The following is a 13470-nucleotide window of genomic DNA, read 5'->3' on the forward strand; positions in this document are numbered from 1 at the left end:
GGAGGTATTTAACCTCCTTTTTTATGCTCACCAGTGGATGACACGACCGGTCGGGCAAGTTTTCGCAGATCGGTGGTTAAACTATAAAAATCGCCACCCATTTTGCCAACACTATCCAGTTGTTGCTGGTCGATCATCTGTCCATCCCAAAGTCGATCATCGACATAGATTGATTTCACATCCAGCAAAGCCACAGTACCGCCCGATGGAAGCGTACTCAGTTGCAGAACCTCTCTTAACTGACATTCATAACGAATCGGTGCATGTTTGACAGATAAAGCGGCAACTGAATGGCTTGGTTCGGACTCAATCTCGGCAAACTCAAATTCGCTTTGCGCTGAAGGCAATAACGCACAAGATAAATTCATCTTTTCTAGCAATTGTGAATTCACGATATGCACCACGCACTCTCGTGTATCCATCAGATTGCGAATGGTATCTTTATCTTGCCCATTTCTGGGGTTGACCTGTGAATACCATAAAATAGGAGGATTACAGCTGGCAACGTTAAAAAATGAATAAGGTGCAATATTGGCTACGCCATCCGCAGAGACGGTGCTAATCCAGGCGATCGGCCGAGGTGAAATTCCACCGACCAAGAGTCGGTAGATATCATTGGGCTCTAAATCTGAGGTTTCAAAAATCATCGCAACATTACATCCTGTTTAAGGACGTTCAGCATATTGCGGTAAATCATCCGCGATACAGTCCCACTCTGCTTTCGATGCAGCAAAAATATGCATGCTTGGTTTTTGCTGTAATGGCGTATCCAGCGTCCCGATTCTTAAGCGATACAGCTCAGGCTGTGCATCCCGTGAACTGATCAGTGGAGAGCCACATTCGCCACAGAACCAGCGGTACACGCCAGAGGCAGCAAACTTTTTAACCAGCGCTTCACCTTGCACAATTTTAAACGCTGCACTGCTAATTGGCGCATTGGTGGCATAGGCCGTACCATTGGCCTTACGGCAACGCTGGCAGTGGCACTGTATGATCTCGCCGATTTCACCATGAATCTCATAATGAATTCCATCACATAAACAACTGCCGCGATACACCGGTGAAGCTTGAGACATTTCCCTATTCCTGATGAACTTTTACTCAAAACTAGCATTTTTAAATGCCGGATCACAAGGCAAATCTGCTCAGGAAATATGATGGGATTTTAGTGGAAATCAGACAACCCTTTTAAAATCAACTGATGAGGGCCGTAAATGCACCAATGATTAAAATATAGAACAGAATCGGCAGGCCTAAGAACCACAGTTTTGCCCAGCCATTAGTTTTAAATACCTCAGTTGCCCCGCGATAACTGACCCAACAAGACCAGAATAAAAATGGCACCGGAATAAGACCTAACACGGTAGAGTAATGGTAGGCCTCTAAATAATTTGGATATAAAAACGTTTGAATTACAGTGGTAAGTACAATCGGCAGTACAAAGACTAAAGATTGTAATACAAACACATGTCGGGCAAGTTGTGGATCCGCCTCCTTGGCGCCTGAAAACTGCAGTCTTTTCTTATACCACCAGCCTTGAATCAGCCATGCAAATGCAGCAGAAATAATCCCCATGCCTAATACCCATAACCAGTAACCTGACCAAGTGTCGGCAGCTGAACTCAAAAAACCCGTTCTATTGGAGGTCTCGGCCCGTAAAAGATGCTGATCGATTCGATCCATCACACTGACCATACCAATCAGATAGGCAATCACGATAATGCTTTGATGATGATAGCTTTTAGACTGAGAAAAAAACCTTTTCGGTTGAAAAAACAAGCTGAATATCTGCTTGGGCTGAAATGGTTTGATGATCTCGTGGCTTTGTGTTTCCACTGTTGGTTGAATATTCATATACTCTCTTAACAATTTGATTGAGTTTGTTTTTATTTAAGTCATATCGCTTATTTTACTCGCGGATCAATGCATTGACTCCTGCTGCTGCTGCTCTTCCTGTCGCAAAACAGGCCGTTAGCAAATAGCCCCCCGTTGGTGCATCCCAATCCAGCATTTCGCCACAGCAAAATACATAAGGGTTAGATTGCAATTGTAGCTGTGGAGATAACACCTCTTGCTTCACCCCCCCTGCACAGCTAATCGCCTCTTCAATCGGGCGAAAGCCTGCCAAAGGAATACTGAGCTGTTTGATCTGCTGTGCCATTTGCTTGGCATCTGACCACAAGCTTTTTTCAACGATTTCCCGCAGTAGATTAATTTTGACATGGTCTAACCCGGCTTTACGCCAAAGATTGGTCAAGGACTGCTTTTTATTACCCTGTAGCTTCTTTTCTAATTGATCAATACTGACATCGGGCAATAAGTCCAGATACAATTGTAAATGCTGCTGTTGAGCAAGCTGTGCTCTGAGATCACGTCCCAGTTTATAAATCACACCACTCTCAAAACCATAGTGGGTAATGATGATATCGCCATGGGTTTGCTGTTCAGGGCTTACCCAGGCATTGACGCGTTTTAATGGCTGACCAAAGCAATCCTGCATAAACGGCGACCATGTTTTCAAAACCCCGGCATTACTGGCCTGAAAAGGCTCGATCTCATTTTTTGCGAGCCATTGTTGCCAGGCCCCATCACTGCCCAATTGCGACCATGACACCGCACCACAGGCCAATATAATCGCATCATAAGTGGCATGAAAACGTTGCGTCTGGTTTTCCAAAGTGAGTTGATTACTGGATAAATCCACACAACGATGGCGATAGTGAAACTTCACGCCAGCACTCATCAATCGCTTTAACCATGCACGGAGTAACGGCGCTGCTTTCATTTCTACGGGAAAGACACGTCCTGAGCTGCCCACATAGGACTCAATGCCCAGACCTTGCATCCAGCTCTGAATCCATTGAACATCCCATTGCCTGACCCATGGGCCTAACCATTCAGGTTGATCATAACGCTGGATAAACTGCTCGACTGGCTCAGCATGAGAGATATTTAATCCGGTTTTACCTGCCATTAGGAACTTGCGTGCTGCCGAAGGTTTCTGCTCAAACACGTCAATTTCATAATCATACTGACTCAGCACCTCGGCAGCCATCAAACCTGCTGGGCCTGCACCAATAATGGCAACCCGCTTAGGCATCGCGGTTCTCTTGGGCATTTTGACCTTGCAACGGTGCAAAATCATCAAAACGGGTTGCGTAACCTTCTGGCTTGCCAATGATCAATTGCTGGCAAAGTTCGCCACGTTCCAGATATTTAATTTCAAAATGGGTACGGGCCGAGTCCGCTGCAATTTTTTGTTTTTCATAAGGTAATTTCCATACCTCAAGCAGCTGTTGCTCTGCTTCATCAATATATTCGGGAATATTACTGGCTAAGGTAATGGTTCCATTCGGTTGCAGGCGTGAAAGCAGGAATTCGAAAAATGGCATATTGAGCCAGCGCTGCGCCGGGTTATGCGGTTCTGGATTCGGATAGAGAATAAAAAATTGTTGTACCTGGGCTGGAAACAAGGCGTGCACCACCCAAGGTAAAGCATCGGCATGAACCGGGTTTAAATAATCCCGCGGTTCCAGTTGATGCTGCTTTTGCATCGCCAAAAATTTTTCTTTGGTTCGCTCAATTGCATACAACGTGGTCTGCGGGTTTTGTCCCGTAAATAACAAGGCATGTTTACCTTTGCCTGCGCCGATTTCTACACAAATCGGGGTGTGAGGAATGGCCTTAAAATCACGAGGGGCTTGCATACGTTGTGCTTGAAATTGACGAATCGACATAATCTCATCAAACTATCTAGAAATCGGCATAAGTCTAACAAGTCACCTTACTTTTGCCTAATCTATTTAGGGTTTGTTAACATTTCACCTTGCGAGCTAAAGCTCTCATTGCGACAGAGAGCATTTTTTAGCTGATACAAGGCATGACTTATGAAGTTTAGCTATTCTAAATGAATAAGGCATAACACAGTAGCAGCAAAAAATGCTCCTGTCCCATAGGGTTATGGCTAAAACCTCCCTAAACTTCGTTATGAAACTTGACAAGAGAATCGCCATTGTCTACGTTTCATGCCTTGTTTATGTCGTTTTAGCTAATAACGCAATGCATGGTTGAAATGTCAACAAACTCTCTTTGTTTTAGGAATTTTCTATGCCACGTACATTCCCCTGCCCGCGTTGTGGAGAAACCAGCACTTGGGAAGGTAATGCATTTCGTCCATTCTGCTCAGAACGTTGCAAGATGATTGATCTCGGTGCCTGGGCCAGTGATGAATATAAATTACCGACGCAAGATGCACCGCAAGCAGATCTCAAACGCCATGAAGATGATTATGAAGATTAATCATCTTCTACTTTGCCGCTAAGCCCAGATTCGGTGCATGACCTTGAGCCAGTTGTTCCAGCAAATTTTCTCAATCAGTTCAGCAGAATAATGACGCTGTTGCATGGCGGCAATGAGCTGGGGCAAACCCGTCACATCCTGCAGTTCGGTACTGATCAGCGCGCCATCAAAATCTGAACCCAGACCGATATGGTCTTCCCCAAGACGATCCATCATATATTCCAGATGATCGAGAATGAGTGTAAGTGGTGTGTCGGCATTGCGCTGTCCGTCAGCGCGTAAAAAGGCCACATCAAAATTGACCCCGACCATGCCCCCACTCTCAGCAATTGCCTGAAGTTGCGAATCAGTCAGATTACGCGCTTGGGGGCATAAAGCGTGTGCATTGGAATGGGTGGCGACAATCGGTTGCTGCAAAATTTCTGCCGTGTCCCAAAATGCCCGTTCGTTCATATGCGATACATCCACCAGCATTTTTTTGTCAGCACAGCGTTTAACCAATGCTTTGCCTTGAGGAGTCAGGCCTGCACCTGTGTCAGGCGAATGCGGGAAACGCGCATTTAAGCCATGGCCAAATCGACTGACCCTGTTCCAGAGAGGACCCACACTCCGTAGGCCAGCCTGATAAAAAATATCGAGCAAGTCTGGATTATCCTGTAGGGCTTCTGCCCCTTCCATATGCAGCACCACCGCCAGCTGACCTTGAGCCCGACAATCTTGTATCTGTTGCACCGAGCTACATAGTCGAATCTGCTCAGAAGCTTGCACCATCTGCTGTGCCAGCTCGAGTTGCGCCAGACAAATCTGCTCAATTTGCGGTTGGGTAAAATCATCCGCATGGTGACCAAATAATTTAGCGGGATGATGCTGTTTTACATAGGCAAATGGCGGAAGAAAAATCGCAAACATGCCACCTGCAAAGCCAGCTTGCTGACAGCGTTTTAAATCCAGTTGTCCAGACAACTGTTCATGGATAAAAGCCTGCACGGGGTCTGTCTGATCGCTGAGCCATAAGCGTGTCAGCAGATCATTATGACCATCGAAAACTGCAACGTTGTGATGATTCAGACCACGCTTCATGAGGAGGATTCCCCCGTAATGCTTTGCACAGGAATTTTTTGCTGAAGCGCCAATCGTTTTGAATTTTTGCTATTGCGAAATACCAGTTGTTCAAGAGATGCAGCCTGTTCACTCTCGCTACGCGCCTGTTCAATCAGATGATGATACTCAGATTTACCACACACCGGATCGGCATTAGCCGCATCACCTGTGAGCATATAGGCCTGACAACGGCAGCCGCCAAAGTCCCGCTGTTTGTCTGGGCAACTACGGCAACTTTCCGGCATCCATGCATCGCCACGAAAATGGTTAAAACCCGCGGATGTGTACCAAATCTCCGATAAAGACTGGTCACGAACATTCGGAAACGCAATCGGTAGCTGACGTGCTGCATGACATGGCAATGCGGTGCCATCAGGGGTTACGGTAAAGAAAATTCTGCCCCAGCCATTCATGCAGGCTTTTGGTCGCTCCTCATAATAATCAGGCGCTACAAAGATCAACTTACAGGGATGGTTCTGCTGGCGCAGCTTTTCTCGATAGGCATTGGTCACCTGTTCGGCACGGATCAACTGTTCCTGCGTGGGCAATAAGCCCTGACGGTTTAAAAAGGCCCAGCCATAAAACTGGCAGATCGCCAGTTCAACCGTATCGGCATTCAGTTCCAGACATAGCTCAATAATCTGTTCAATCTGGTCAATATTATGCCGGTGAATCACAAAGTTCAGCACCATCGGATAGTCATATTGCTTGACCAGACGGCACATTTCATATTTCTGTTCAAAGGCATGCCTTGAACCTGCCAGAGCATCATTCACCACAGCATCGCTGGCCTGAAAACTGATCTGGATGTGATCCAGTCCCGCCTGTTTGAGCTGGGCAATACGCTGCTCGTTCAGGCCCATGCCCGAGGTGATTAAATTGGTATAAAACCCTTGCCGGTGCGCATGTGCAACCAGTTGTTCCAGATCTTGCCGAACCAGCGGTTCACCACCGGAAAAGCCCAGTTGCACCGCCCCCATCTGCCGCGCCTGATCAAATACATCACACCACTCTTGCGTGCTCAGTTCATTTTTATGTTGCGCATAATCTAGCGGATTAGAACAGTATGGACATTGCAAGGGACAACGATAGGTCAGCTCGGCCAGAAGCCAGAGCGGTAAACCGACACCTTCAGTCATTGCAATTCAATCCAGAATTGTTGCTGGGCAACCCGCATATAATCGACCACATCCTGCTCGATTTCGGCAATATCGCCAAACTGCTGTTTCAGCAGTGCCACAATGGCAGCAACCGTGCGTTGTCCATCAATATGCTGTCCGATGGCCCCTGCACTGTCATTCAGCTTGATCATGCCTTCCGGATATAAAATGACAAAGGCATTTTGTGCCGGCTCAAACTGAAAGCGGTAGCCCTGTCGCCAGATGGGAACCAGATTTAAATCAAATGCTGCATTACTCACGGAATAACCCCTTATGCCAGACCGGTTGGGTGGTCACGGTATGATACGGTGCCTGCTGATGCACATAGGCCAGCGTCAGTGCATCCAGAATACTCCACAGGATATCCAGCTTGAACTGCAAGATTTCCAGCATGCGCTGCTGCTGTTCATAGGTGGTAAACGAGTCTAGGGTAATACTCAGGCCATGCTCGACATCACGACGTGCCTGACTTAAACGCGAACGGAAATAATCATAGCCCTGATCATCGATCCACGGATAATGCTGTGGCCATGAATCAAGGCGTGACTGGTGAATCTGTGGTGCAAACAATTCCGTCAAGGAACTGCTGGCAGCTTCACGCCATGTAGCACGGCGGGCAAAATTGACATAGGCGTCCACGGCGAAACGTACACCCGGCAGTACCAGCTCTTCTGAAATGACCTGTTCACGGGTCAGGCCCACCGCTTCAGCCAGACGCAACCATGCTTCACGGCCTCCCCCGTCAGGATATTCGCCATCCTGATCCAGCAGCCGCTGAATCCATTCCTGACGCACACGCTGGTCTGGACAATTGGCCATGATCGCGGCATCTTTCAGTGGAATATTGATTTGGTAATAATAACGGTTGGCCACCCAGGCCTGAATTTGCTGCTGGGTGGCTTTGCCTTCATACATCATCACATGAAAAGGATGATAAATATGATAGTACTGGCCTTTATCCAGAATGGCCTGCTTAAACTGTTCAACACTTAATACATCAGTGGGCATCATCATTCACCTCAAAGTTCAATCTGCATGCCATCAAAAGCCACTTCCACACCGTGGGCCTTGAGTTCAGCACATTGAGCCGAGTTTTCATCTAAAATCGGGTTGGTATTGTTGATATGAATCAGCACTTTTTTAGGACGGCTGAGCTGATTCAGATAAGACAATGAACCACCCTCGCCACTAATATATAAATGTCCCATCTCACGTCCGGTTTTGCTGCCAACACCCGTCTGCTGCATTTCATCATCTGTCCACAGCGTACCATCAATCATGACACAATCTGAATCGCGCATGATCTGCATGACCTGCTCATCAATCTTTCCAAGACCCGGTGCATAGAACAACTGTTTTTGCGTTTGATGGTCGCGAATGATCAGCGCAATATTGTCACCCTCATGTGGATCGTGACGATGCGGAGAATACGGTGGTGCCGCACTCTGAATAATCAGAGGCATAAATTCCAGATGTTGGAAACCCGAAATCTTAAAGGCCTGTTTCGGATTGATTTGCTGATATTGCAGACCGCCGTTCCAGTGCTTCAACATATTAAATACCGGGAAACCTGTGGTCAGGTCCTGATAGACCATCTCGGTACACCAGACCTTGATTGGACAGCCTTCACGTAGAGTCAGCAGTCCGGTGGTGTGATCCAGTTGACTGTCCATCAGGATCACATCACGAATGCCAGTATCACGCAACTTGCGCGCAGGCTGAGCCGCCTTGAAATCAAATAATTGCTGACGGATATCGGGCGAGGCATTCAGCAGCACCCAATCAATGCCATTCTCGGAAACCGCGATTGAGGATTGGGTCCGCGCCTTGGCCTGAATGGTACCGCTACGCACGCCATGACAGTTTGGACAATTACAATTCCACTGCGGGAATCCCCCACCCGCAGCCGAACCTAGAACATGAATATACATAAGTTAATTTCTTGTTAGAAAAAGATAAGCCCTAGACATAACTAGGGCTTATCTTGAATTTGAATCGGAAGGATTAACGTACTTCAAAGTACATGGTCACTTCAAAACCAATACGTACATCGGTAAAAGCAGGTTTAGTCCATTGCATGAAATCGTCTCCAATTGGTTTTCATCAGATGAAATTAAGTAATTAATTCAACATCAATAAAGCGTTTCACATTTGATTCTAAATAAAAATAATCGCTTTGTAGACCTACCCAGCCCAAGATATTGTTCGATAATTGTGAGTTTTAACTAAATTTCAGTAATGAACATTCTATTTATACCCACCTCAAAGGGGCAGTCATGATGACACCCAGTATAAAAGCTGGTGTACAAGCCCTCGTATACACCAGCGAAAACATCCGATTAGCCTGCTTTACTGGCCACAAAAGGATTAAATTGCTTTTCATAACCAATGGTACTGATGGGGCCATGACCTGAAATAAACTGGGTCTCATCCGGCAAGCTAAAGCATTCGCGCTGAATCGAATCCAGCAACTGCTGGTGATTGCCTTTTGGAAAATCGGTCCGACCAATCGAGCCTTTGAACAGTACGTCACCTGTCCACAATAAGCCATGTTTGGCGTTGTAGAACATCACATGACCTGGGGTATGGCCTGGGGCAAAACGCACCTCGAACTCATCTTCACCCAGCTTTAAGACTTCACCGCCTTCCAACCATTGATCCACCTTGACCGGCTGTGGAATTGGAAAGCCATAACGCGCTGAGACTTCCTGAATCATGTCCAGCCAGAACTGGTCTTCCTTATGCGGGCCAATCACCGGAATCTGCCATGTTTCAGCCAGTTCGCCAACTGCACCGGCATGATCAAGATGGCCATGCGTTAACCACAAAGCTTTTACTTTTAGCCCCAAAGCTTCCACTTCTTTTTTCAGTAGCGCAGCATCACCGCCCGCATCAATCAAAATCGCTTCTTTACTTTCACTGTCCCACAAGATTGAGCAGTTTTGGGCAAATGCAGTAACGGGGACAATTTTGACTTGGAGCATAGCAACCTCTGGCGAAATAAAGCGTCGATTTAACGATGGGCTAAGGTATGGGTAAGTGCGTCAAGATTAGCCTGAACCAGACCGGCAAGCAAATCTATATGGGCCTGATCCGCATTCAAGGCTGGAATATAGGCATAGTCGCCACCACCCGCATGCTGGAAAATTTCCTTGTTCTGCATGGCCAGTTCTTCTAAGGTTTCCAGACAATCTGCTGAAAAGGCTGGACTAATCACCTGTACCGATTGGACTTTTTGCTCACCCCATTGTTGTAACAGTTGATCGGTATAAGGCTTGACCCATTCCTGCTTGCCGAAACGTGACTGGAAGCTGATCGCCCATTCATCCTCTTTCAGATGTAACGCTTCTGCCACCAGACGTGCTGTGATTCGGCAGCGGTCAGCATAGGGATCACCTTTATCGGCATACGGTTGGGGAATCCCGTGAAAGGACATCAACAGTTTTTCAGCTTTGCCATGCTGTCCCTGATAGTGCAGCACACTATCTGCCAGTGCCTGAATAAATAAAGGATGTTGATAATAATCCTTGATCATGGTCAGGCCAGGTAAATGACGTTGCTGTGGAATCCATCTAGCAAAGGCATCATAGAGTGGTGCTGTCGAAGTCGCTGAATATTGCGGGAACAACGGCAATAAAATCACATGTTCTTGTGGGTCCTTTGCCAGTTGCGCCAGCACATCATGAATACTCGGCTGGCCATAGGTCATGGCTGGCACAACCGTCAGATCAAACTGGTGATTTTCTTCTTGCAGGCGCTGTTTAACCAGCAGAGTTTGTTCCAATACAATTTCACGCATGGGTGAATCATTGGACCAGACCGAAGCATAAGCTTCAGCCACACGTTTTGGACGGAAGGTCAAAACAAAGAGGTGCAGAATGATCCACCATAATAATTTGGGGATCTCAATCACACGGCTATCAGATAAAAACTGTTTCAGAAAACGTCGTACTGCTGGCACAGTGGCTGCATCGGGCGTGCCTAAATTGGCCAGAATCACAGTCACTTTTGGTTTTTGTGTCGCTAACATAGACCGCATCCGCTTTTTATTGAGTTCATACAATTACTTTAGCAGTTTTAGTCACGTTTTATAAATTGGATTAGTGCATGGTTTTAAATTGGAAAACCCGATTGCTATCCAGCATATTACTTTCCAGTAGTTTTTGTCCTTTTGCAGTGAGCTGCCACAACATGCGCTGTCGATCATCTCGCCCGGTTGGCATAATCCATTCGTTTTGACGCATTTGTAATTTGATTTCATGCAAGGCACGAATATTGACCTGGGCACGAGATACGGCATGCGCCCTTGGCATTTCCTGACGTGCGTCGTCCAGGCCTGTCTCATTCAGGTATTCATTGATGCGCTTGGAAAAATATTCTTCAGGAGTCGGAATTACAAAGGCTGAGCCGAGCACATTCAGCAATTGCGCCCAGGTCATTTTGCGATGAGGTTTGACTTCCTTGAAGTTACCGTCCTGATAGGCATGCATACGATATTCAAATGAATAGAGTTCATGCATGGAAACTTTAGGGACATTGGTCAGCGGGTCCGCTTCACGATTACCCAGTTCAGTTTCCAGCTGTTTCACCTTGGCACGTAATGCGTCAATTTCATCACGCAGTACCTGTGTGTTTTGTGGACGTACCCAACCCACCACCGGGTAACGCTCGAGCATCTGCGGCATACTGGAACGTACCGCCAGCTCCAGATCTCTTAAAGTACGATAACAAAACACCTGATCCACTTCGTGTTGGAGCTGTTTTCTAAATTCTTTGAATTTTTCTTTCAGTTCTGGCTTGTGATCATGCAATTTAACATCACGCGACTCGGGGTCTTCATGCATAAATACAATCACAGGCTTTTGTTTGGTCATGGCATAAATATATTCCAGATGCATATAGCCCACACCTGAAACCGATTGCTCGCCATATTGGCTCCCCAGCAAAATCACCACATAATCACAATCGTCAATTTGCCGACGGGCAATCGAGGTACTGAGCGGGGTGCGCTGTTCCAGCCCCCATGACAGGAATCCCATTCCAACTAATGTTTGTGCCAGAACCGCTCGCTCTGGCTGCATTTCATTGCCAGAGGTAGAAATAAAGACTTGATAACGAGTATCTTGCATAGGCCAGGCCCCAATTCATTGATCAATAATATCAAGTATCTATCTTGATTTTTATTAACAACTAACCCCAATAAATATATCAATATGGCTCGATTTAGTGATTTCCTATCTCAATCTCGGCCAGATTTTGAATCTTCCATGTTAATTGTTCTGGTATAAGGTGCTGAAGAACAGGTTCTAGTTCTCGCGCATTGTTACCACTGACATAACATTGAATACGGGTAATGTTATGACGCAATTTGTCACATAATAACCCATTTTTAATTAAAAGATAGGCAGTTTGCCGCGCAACTGCTTGTCCAGAATCAATTAATTTTAATTTTTCAGCAAAAACCTGACGAATCGCATCTTTCAGGAAAGGATAATGGGTACAGCCCAAGACCAGAAAGTCAGCCCCCTGTTCCACTACAGGTTGCAAAACCTGTTGTAATACGTCGAGACAAGCTGGACTCATCTGCTGTCCGGCTTCAACAAATGGCACCAGTTCCAGACTAGTCACGGTCAACACTTTGACGCCCGCAGGCTGGGCAAAGTTTGCCATCACATCTTTAATTAACTGTCCACGAAAGGTGGCAGGTGTCGCCAGCACAGCCACAACCTTGGATTGGGTTTGGATCACGGCAGGTTTTAATGCAGGCACCAGTCCCACGATCGGAAAGCGCTCTCCATAGTGTTCACGTAAATAATCCAGGCTAAAAGCAGAAGCAGTATTGCATGCCACCACGGCAATTTTACAGCCCTGACGGTAGAGCCATTCGATTGCCTGAGCCGTCAGTTGACGGATTTCCTGATCTGAACGTGCGCCATAGGGCACATGCGCCGTATCGGCATAGTAAAGAATGCGTTCATTGGGTAAGTGTCGAGCAATCTCCTGTGCAACCGATAATCCGCCAATCCCCGAATCAAATACCCCGATCGGCGCATCAGCAGATGCATGTGGCATGGGATCAAGTAAAAGAGGCATGGATTGAACGGCTGTCATATTGCACATGGACACTGGTTTATTTACTCGTTTAAGCTTAAACCTCAGGTGCTCAAATGCAAGACCAAATCACCACTTTTTAGCGTCAAAACCGTTTCGCCCTGTGCATTTTCAGACAAAGTCCCATAGTTGACGAGATGATAAAAACTCTGCCGCTGGATCAAGGCATTCATGCCAAAACGGACGTGCACATACGGCCGTAACTCCCCTGCATATTCACGCATAAAAATCGGATGCTGCTCATCCACGATCACCACGTCCTGATTAGGTGTTATCAATTGCAGGTAGGTCTTGCCTTCAATTTCGACCTGATCCACCTGATTGATCAACAATGGTTCGTCTTCAACTTCGATTTCAATCTGTTCCACCGGGGTTTTGAGGTAGAATTTGCCGTCTTCTTTCCACAATACCCTACTGAACAGATCCAGCAGAGCCTGACGTTTGATCAATTGACCTTCGTGCCACCATTCGCCATTGGCTTTTATGCGTAAATCCATTTTGCCACAATGCTTTGGATGCCACTGCTCTAAAGGCGGTATTGACCTTTTGTGACTTTGCTGTACATCATTTAAGTATTGTGCAATGTTCATTAAGTTTTTATCATCAGAAAACATGACTTTTCCCTGATTTTCTAAAGAGTTTTGTGGAGAATCATTTTCATTTATCATAGTTTATGCCTTGCTGACGAGAAAATATGACCGCTCAGCCAATTGGCGAGATCAAGGTTTAAAACTATACTATCCCAAACGTTTGCAAGCACAATAGTATCATTTGTGTTTGGCAATTAAGAACACTCATG

General features: G+C 46.3%; 17 protein-coding genes. 1 reads left to right on the plus strand and 16 read right to left on the minus strand.

The annotated features are described in order from the left end of the window. Positions 1-8 precede the first annotated feature (8 nt). The 5 genes from ACINWC323_RS05275 to ACINWC323_RS05255 form a co-directional block, all read right to left on the minus strand. Positions 9-647 (minus strand): flavin reductase family protein, encoded by a 639-nt coding sequence (locus tag ACINWC323_RS05275; protein ID WP_009514145.1) that lies wholly within the window; start codon positions 645-647, stop codon positions 9-11. Between the two features lie 18 nt (positions 648-665). Then, positions 666-1076, minus strand: a complete 411-nt coding sequence (locus ACINWC323_RS05270; RefSeq protein WP_009514150.1) for a GFA family protein — start codon at positions 1074-1076, stop codon at positions 666-668. 118 nt (positions 1077-1194) lie between these two features. Then, complete coding sequence (locus ACINWC323_RS05265) at positions 1195-1854, minus strand: hypothetical protein (protein WP_009514158.1); 660 nt, start codon at positions 1852-1854, stop codon at positions 1195-1197. Between the two features lie 55 nt (positions 1855-1909). Then, the gene (locus ACINWC323_RS05260) at positions 1910-3100 is read right to left on the minus strand and encodes a TIGR03862 family flavoprotein (RefSeq protein WP_009514315.1); all 1191 of its coding nucleotides are present in this window, start codon (positions 3098-3100) and stop codon (positions 1910-1912) included. Then, on the minus strand, positions 3093-3737 hold the full coding sequence (locus tag ACINWC323_RS05255; protein WP_009514258.1) for a class I SAM-dependent methyltransferase: 645 nt from the start codon (positions 3735-3737) through the stop codon (positions 3093-3095). The genes ACINWC323_RS05260 and ACINWC323_RS05255 overlap by 8 nt, the downstream gene beginning before the upstream one ends. A gap of 370 nt (positions 3738-4107) precedes the next feature. On the opposite strand from ACINWC323_RS05255, the gene ACINWC323_RS05250 reads away from it, so the two are divergent. Next, positions 4108-4299: a DNA gyrase inhibitor YacG gene (locus ACINWC323_RS05250; protein ID WP_005226540.1), complete on the plus strand. Its 192-nt coding sequence runs from the start codon at positions 4108-4110 to the stop codon at positions 4297-4299. Positions 4300-4317: 18 nt separating this feature from the next. Here ACINWC323_RS05250 and ACINWC323_RS05245 read toward each other — a convergent pair whose 3' ends face one another. From ACINWC323_RS05245 to ACINWC323_RS05200, 11 genes are all read right to left on the minus strand, one after another. Then, a complete protein-coding gene (locus ACINWC323_RS05245; RefSeq protein ID WP_009514293.1) occupies positions 4318-5379 on the minus strand; it encodes a dipeptidase in 1062 nt (353 codons plus the stop codon). Continuing rightward, positions 5376-6539: a pyrroloquinoline quinone biosynthesis protein PqqE gene (gene pqqE, locus ACINWC323_RS05240; RefSeq protein WP_009514178.1), complete on the minus strand. Its 1164-nt coding sequence runs from the start codon at positions 6537-6539 to the stop codon at positions 5376-5378. Before pqqE ends, ACINWC323_RS05245 begins: the two co-directional genes overlap by 4 nt. Beyond that, entirely contained in the window at positions 6536-6820 is a 285-nt protein-coding gene (gene pqqD / locus ACINWC323_RS05235) for a pyrroloquinoline quinone biosynthesis peptide chaperone PqqD (RefSeq protein WP_009514350.1), read from the minus strand. Before pqqD ends, pqqE begins: the two co-directional genes overlap by 4 nt. Further along, positions 6813-7571, minus strand: coding sequence for a pyrroloquinoline-quinone synthase PqqC (pqqC, locus tag ACINWC323_RS05230; RefSeq protein WP_155758138.1), 759 nt, complete (start codon positions 7569-7571; stop codon positions 6813-6815). The genes pqqD and pqqC overlap by 8 nt, the downstream gene beginning before the upstream one ends. 8 nt (positions 7572-7579) lie before the next feature. After that, positions 7580-8491, minus strand: a complete 912-nt coding sequence (pqqB, locus tag ACINWC323_RS05225) for a pyrroloquinoline quinone biosynthesis protein PqqB (protein WP_009514309.1) — start codon at positions 8489-8491, stop codon at positions 7580-7582. 73 nt (positions 8492-8564) lie between these two features. Then, positions 8565-8639 (minus strand): pyrroloquinoline quinone precursor peptide PqqA, encoded by a 75-nt coding sequence (gene pqqA, locus ACINWC323_RS19880; RefSeq protein WP_009514286.1) that lies wholly within the window; start codon positions 8637-8639, stop codon positions 8565-8567. 260 nt (positions 8640-8899) lie between these two features. Further along, a complete protein-coding gene (locus ACINWC323_RS05220) occupies positions 8900-9544 on the minus strand; it encodes an MBL fold metallo-hydrolase (protein WP_009514190.1) in 645 nt (214 codons plus the stop codon). A 29-nt stretch (positions 9545-9573) separates the two neighbouring features. Continuing rightward, positions 9574-10590 carry a ferrochelatase gene (gene hemH / locus ACINWC323_RS05215; RefSeq protein ID WP_009514320.1) on the minus strand — a complete coding sequence of 339 codons (1017 nt, stop codon included), beginning with the start codon at positions 10588-10590 and terminating at the stop codon, positions 9574-9576. A gap of 70 nt (positions 10591-10660) precedes the next feature. Continuing rightward, entirely contained in the window at positions 10661-11689 is a 1029-nt protein-coding gene (locus tag ACINWC323_RS05210; RefSeq protein ID WP_005226528.1) for a DUF4062 domain-containing protein, read from the minus strand. 94 nt (positions 11690-11783) lie between these two features. Next, positions 11784-12671 carry a glutamate racemase gene (murI, locus tag ACINWC323_RS05205; RefSeq protein WP_009514302.1) on the minus strand — a complete coding sequence of 296 codons (888 nt, stop codon included), beginning with the start codon at positions 12669-12671 and terminating at the stop codon, positions 11784-11786. Between the two features lie 44 nt (positions 12672-12715). Continuing rightward, positions 12716-13339, minus strand: a complete 624-nt coding sequence (locus ACINWC323_RS05200; RefSeq protein ID WP_009514199.1) for a DUF1285 domain-containing protein — start codon at positions 13337-13339, stop codon at positions 12716-12718. Positions 13340-13470 lie beyond the last annotated feature (131 nt).

The organism is Acinetobacter sp. WC-323, assembly GCF_000314615.1.
Taxonomy (GTDB): Bacteria; Pseudomonadota; Gammaproteobacteria; order Pseudomonadales; family Moraxellaceae; genus Acinetobacter; species Acinetobacter courvalinii.

Excerpts from the sequence above, each read along its gene's own strand:
- ACINWC323_RS05275 (WP_009514145.1), bottom strand. The coding sequence starts at position 647 with ATGATTTTTGAAACCTCAGATTTAGAGCCCAATGATATCTACCGACTC.
- ACINWC323_RS05270 (WP_009514150.1), bottom strand. The coding sequence starts at position 1,076 with ATGTCTCAAGCTTCACCGGTGTATCGCGGCAGTTGTTTATGTGATGGA.
- ACINWC323_RS05265 (WP_009514158.1), bottom strand. The coding sequence starts at position 1,854 with ATGAATATTCAACCAACAGTGGAAACACAAAGCCACGAGATCATCAAA.
- ACINWC323_RS05260 (WP_009514315.1), bottom strand. The coding sequence starts at position 3,100 with ATGCCTAAGCGGGTTGCCATTATTGGTGCAGGCCCAGCAGGTTTGATG.
- ACINWC323_RS05255 (WP_009514258.1), bottom strand. The coding sequence starts at position 3,737 with ATGTCGATTCGTCAATTTCAAGCACAACGTATGCAAGCCCCTCGTGAT.
- ACINWC323_RS05250 (WP_005226540.1), top strand. The coding sequence starts at position 4,108 with ATGCCACGTACATTCCCCTGCCCGCGTTGTGGAGAAACCAGCACTTGG.
- ACINWC323_RS05245 (WP_009514293.1), bottom strand. The coding sequence starts at position 5,379 with ATGAAGCGTGGTCTGAATCATCACAACGTTGCAGTTTTCGATGGTCAT.
- pqqE (WP_009514178.1), bottom strand. The coding sequence starts at position 6,539 with ATGACTGAAGGTGTCGGTTTACCGCTCTGGCTTCTGGCCGAGCTGACC.
- pqqC (WP_155758138.1), bottom strand. The coding sequence starts at position 7,571 with ATGATGCCCACTGATGTATTAAGTGTTGAACAGTTTAAGCAGGCCATT.
- pqqB (WP_009514309.1), bottom strand. The coding sequence starts at position 8,491 with ATGTATATTCATGTTCTAGGTTCGGCTGCGGGTGGGGGATTCCCGCAG.
- ACINWC323_RS05220 (WP_009514190.1), bottom strand. The coding sequence starts at position 9,544 with ATGCTCCAAGTCAAAATTGTCCCCGTTACTGCATTTGCCCAAAACTGC.
- hemH (WP_009514320.1), bottom strand. The coding sequence starts at position 10,590 with ATGTTAGCGACACAAAAACCAAAAGTGACTGTGATTCTGGCCAATTTA.
- ACINWC323_RS05210 (WP_005226528.1), bottom strand. The coding sequence starts at position 11,689 with ATGCAAGATACTCGTTATCAAGTCTTTATTTCTACCTCTGGCAATGAA.
- murI (WP_009514302.1), bottom strand. The coding sequence starts at position 12,671 with ATGACAGCCGTTCAATCCATGCCTCTTTTACTTGATCCCATGCCACAT.
- ACINWC323_RS05200 (WP_009514199.1), bottom strand. The coding sequence starts at position 13,339 with ATGATAAATGAAAATGATTCTCCACAAAACTCTTTAGAAAATCAGGGA.